Source organism: Rhodococcus sp. BS-15, assembly GCF_000813105.1.
Classification (GTDB): domain Bacteria; phylum Actinomycetota; class Actinomycetes; order Mycobacteriales; family Mycobacteriaceae; genus Rhodococcoides.
The window spans coordinates 1-4,426 of record NZ_BAOX01000358.1 but is presented as its reverse complement, the minus strand read 5'-3'; the positions used below and the strand labels follow the sequence as shown (position 1 = coordinate 4,426).

Sequence of the window (4,426 nt, the reverse complement as noted above, 5' to 3'; positions counted from 1 at the left end):
CGGCCGACTGCGCGAGGCAGGATCTTGGCGGTGTAGGCCCGCTCCGAGGACAGTGCGTCCTCGGCCCCGATCAACCGGGCGATGGCGGCCTTGGACACGCCCTCGGCGTAGCTGCGCGTGATGAGGTAGCGCGGACGAGTGCGGTCTGCGCTGACCGTGTGATCGACGACGATCGAGGGATCGAACACGATTTGCGCGTCCGGATGCGTCTGGCGCAGTCGGATGCACAGCTCCGTCTCCTCGCAGCCGAGTGGGACGCGTCCGATCCGGCCGATGCCGGAGACGAATCCGCCGAGTGCGACGACGGGCTCACGGCGGAACGACATGTTCGCGCCCATGAGATTGCGGACCTGAGCGGTTTCCGTTGGCTGCCCGCGGTAGGTGCACCCGACGACCCAATCGAGTTCGCCGGGTTCACCCACTACCTCGGCCGGTAAGAAGGCCGGACGCTTGTCCGGCCATACCGGGTATGCAGAGCCCCCAACGGCGTACACGGCATCGTCCGAGTAATGGGACAGAATGGCTCCGAGCCACTCTGTGGTGCGCGGTGAGGCGTCGTCGTCCAAGAAGACGACGATCTCACCGGTTGCAAGATCGAGCGAGGTGTTGCGCGCTCCGGAGAGGCCGCGAGGGTGGTTGTTCTCCACCACGTTCACGGTCCGGTGCAGCGGCGAGAACTCGTCGCGTGCACGTTCGGCCAGTTGCGCATTGTGATCGATGACGATGATCAGTTCGTCGGCAGGCACATCCTGATCGAGGACGGCCGATACGGCGGCCCGGAGTTCGGACCATCGAGCCAACGTGTACGCGCAGATGACAACCGAGGAAGTCGGCAGACTCACGCCGTCTTCTCGCGGAGTTCGAGAACCTCGTTGTACGACTCCAGAGCCTCGAACTCGAGGTCCATGTCGGTACGGGCGTCGATCGACTCTCGCAACGGACGGGCGATGGACTTGCGGGCGATCTTGCGTGCCCGCATGCGCTCGGTCATCAGGGTGCGTAGCACCCGGAAGCCGTCGGAGAAGGTGCGCAGATTGCTCTGGCCGTAGATGCGGGCCAGCTCGACGCTCGGCACTTCCTCGATGCGCACGGACGCCTCGGCGAAGCGGCAGTTGATGATGGTCTCGATCTCGAAACCGTCGCCCCAGAGCATCATGCCCTCGGCACCCGGCTGATCGACGACGGGCAGGTCCAGGACCGGCACCAGATCGCGCCAGAAGGCGTTGTAGCCGTAGCAGAGATCCGAGAAGCGAGTTCCGAAGAGCGTGTTGGCCACGAGGTGAAGGCCACCGTTGCCGGCGCGGCGCAGCGGCGTGATGTCGTGGCTTCCGCCACCCTCGCAGAACCGGCTGCCCTTGGCGAAGTCGGCACCGGCGATCAAGGCGTCGACGAAGCGCGGGATCTCGGCAGCATCGGCGGAACCGTCGGCGTCGAACATGACGATGATGTCACCGGTAGCGGCCTCGAAGCCGCAGGCGAGCGCGTTGCCCTTGCCCTTGCGGGTCTGCTTGATGATGCGAATGTCACCGCGGATCTCGCGTGCCGCGTCGATGGTGCCGTCGACGGATCCACCGTCGACCAGCACGAGCTCGTAGTCGTGAGAGAGCAGGGGGAGGACGTGACGAAGGTTCGCGGCCTCGTTGAGCGTCGGGATGACGACACTGACGCGGGGATTCTGACGATTCAACATATCCATTCCACATGGGTCGAGTGCGATGGGCAGATGTCTCCGAACTCCGTGAATCGACCCCCGCCGCATCCACAGACAGTGTCCTGACGTTCGTTCCGAAGCGTAAGAACCTGTTTCCTTTGACTGAAAGCAAGCTTAAAAGAAGCTACGAGTTTGTCAAGCTGCAAACAAACCAACTGGGAGATTGTTTGGAGATTCACGTCATAGTTTGTGACACCGTCAACGAGACTGGTACTGGTAAACGATCGTGTCGGGGTCCTGATACCGCACCGACCACGCCGAGTTGGTCGAGAGCCACTGCCGGAAACGGGCGACCTCATCGTCGGCAACGAACCCGTAGTACTGCATCGCCTCGAGCGACTGACGGGTGAGGACCATGTATGTCGGTGTGTCGCTGACCGACGCGTTGTAGTCGATCTCGCCGAGCTTCTCGGGCGTCGGGAAGCCTTCCATGTACTCGGGGCCCAGCGCGTAGAGCGGGACGTCCCAGTACTCGTTCGCCTCGGTCAAGCGTCCGTAGTCCGACGTCGACCGGGCCGGGTAGCCGGAGGAATACAGCATCGTGATCGAGGTGCCGGACGGCGACTGCGCGGCCATCGCTCGGGCGTCGTCGATCTGTTGCCGATGTTCGAGCACGATCGGCCACAGGCCGAAGTAGCTCTGCAAGCCCAGCACGGCACAGCTGATGGCACCTGCCGTGGCGACCGCAACCGAGGTCCGGGCGGTGATCCTGCGGGCCCGGGACGGTCGATCCTGGGGCGGCTTCCGATCGAACAGGGCCAGGAACAACGGCGTGATCAGCAGCACGCAGCCGGGAATCGCGTACAGGTACACCCGGAAGATCGCCTCACCGCCGTAGCTCTGGCCGGCGAGCAGCATGATCGAGCCGAACGCCATCACCATCGGAGCCCAGAACGTCTTCTTGGTGCGCCAGGCGTAGATCGCCGAGACGAACGCCAACACGAACACCCCGCCGGACAGTGCGCGGCAGACCAGAGACGTGATCTGTTTGCCGAGCACGCCCTCCTCCTCGACGTTGCTCGCGGCGTTCTGGACGGGGTCGAACCCCTGGAAGAGTCCGTACGGTGCCACGATCGGCAGTCGCGGATACAGGTATCCCAGCAAGATGATGCCGAGCGGAATCATCAACACCACGGCTTGGCGCGTCGCGTCACCAGCAGTACGCCGGTGACGGCCATCAGCCAGTAGGGCGTCAGCTGGTGCGTGGGGACCAGTGCCGCGAACGGAACGATCGACACGTAGGCCGCGGACCGGGTGAGCGACGAGGACATCAACAGCGCCAGGAAGCCCACGGCGAGCAGGACGGCCCACGCCTGCGGTGAGTAGTAGTCCTGGCCCACCCAGTTGATGACCTCGGCGAGCATGGCCGCCGTGATCGCCGCGCGTTTGTCGAACTTCATGACCCGCGCCAGTCCGTAGACGGCCGCCGCGAGCACCACGTGGATCATCGGCGCGAACACGTGCGCCAGAGACAGGGTGTCGTATCCGGTGACGTGCTGGAACCAGGCCGAGACGAGGAAGAAACTGGGCCACTCGCTGTAGATGTCGACTCCGCTCGGAGCCAGCCGGTTCAGATCGAGCACGAACTCGGTGACGGCGACGTGCTTGTACGTCCAGTCGTAGATCGGAGCGGAGGTGACGAGGGTGACGGTGAATCGCTGCACCACGATGGCCAGGCCGATGGCGACCAGCATGGTGCGCAACTGGTGACGCCGCAACGCGATCAGGAACGCCGCCATGATCAGAACCATGCACAGCACCAGTCCTGGGCCGGTTCCGGCGGTCAACAGTCCGAACTGCGAGTACGTCGCGCGCTCCAGACCCGGCAACAGCGGCAGCCACAGGAAGAAGGCCAACGCCAGAATCAAGCCGGCAACGTTGCGTCGCAACGTCTCTCGGTCGGTCAGCACGAACTTCACCGTGGCCAGGGCGGACGTTCGCGACGACGGAGAGACGACCTCACGTGCGCGCGATATCCACACCGGCAGATCAGGACGGCCGTACTTGCGGTACCAGAGCACCGACGACCCGATCAGGGCCACACACAGCCACAACGTCCACATCCGGGGCGACCAGCGGTATCCCCACATCGCCACCGACACCATCAGTGTCACCACCGAGATGCTCAGAATCGGCAGGGCAGCAGGAACCGCGGTGCGTGGGATGCGCACCCACGACAGGATGGCAGCACCGGGTCCGAAGAACAGCAGGACCGTGAGAAGCACGACGCGAACCGGCGTCGGCAGCGCGATCATCGAGGCCAGGCCGGACAGTGCGGCGAGAACGCTGATGTCGGAGTAGCGCAATCGGCTACCCGCGCGCCGCCGCGTGCCTGCAGCGGAGTCGGTGGTGCCGACGGGCCAGTCGACGGTCCAGTCGGACGGGACGAACAGCTTGTGCCGGAGATCCGCGATGGACCGGTATCCGGAATCAGTCGAGGACAGGTTCACGGCTCACCCCCGCCAGAGGAGTGCGCTCGCGACCTTCGCGCCTGCTGCGCCGGATGGCCGCAGGGCCCTTGGCGATGGACAGCAATTCCATCCGGCCGATGCCGTCGGGCAGGTCGGCAGCGAGATCGTCGGGAGGGGAGGCGACCTTGCTCATCTTGGCGGACAACCGAATCGCACTGCCGAGTCGGCGGACGGCCACCGTGGCGGCCAGCGTCGCCGACCTGCGGTTGGTGGCGACGGTGTACAGCCACGCGCCGAGTCCGAG

At 64.8% G+C, this 4,426-nt stretch carries 4 protein-coding genes and 1 pseudogene; all 5 read right to left on the bottom strand.

What is annotated here, in order from left to right; translation table 11 throughout:
* The coding region (locus tag RHBS_RS24885) for a glycosyltransferase family 2 protein (protein ID WP_145977598.1) at positions 1 to 842 on the bottom strand (842 nt) is incomplete at its 3' end.
* Positions 839 to 1,696, bottom strand: a complete 858-nt coding sequence (locus tag RHBS_RS24880; RefSeq protein ID WP_128646749.1) for a glycosyltransferase family 2 protein — start codon at positions 1,694 to 1,696, stop codon at positions 839 to 841. The genes RHBS_RS24880 and RHBS_RS24885, both read right to left, overlap by 4 nt.
* A gap of 213 nt (positions 1,697 to 1,909) precedes the next feature.
* Positions 1,910 to 2,845 (bottom strand): hypothetical protein, encoded by a 936-nt coding sequence (locus RHBS_RS24875; RefSeq protein WP_128646747.1) that lies wholly within the window; start codon positions 2,843 to 2,845, stop codon positions 1,910 to 1,912.
* Entirely contained in the window at positions 2,836 to 4,161 is a 1,326-nt protein-coding gene (locus RHBS_RS24870) for a hypothetical protein (RefSeq protein ID WP_128646745.1), read from the bottom strand. The genes RHBS_RS24875 and RHBS_RS24870 overlap by 10 nt, the downstream gene beginning before the upstream one ends.
* Positions 4,142 to 4,426: pseudogene (locus RHBS_RS24865) on the bottom strand (glycosyltransferase family 2 protein); the annotation flags it as partial. The pseudogene RHBS_RS24865 and the gene RHBS_RS24870, both read right to left, overlap by 20 nt.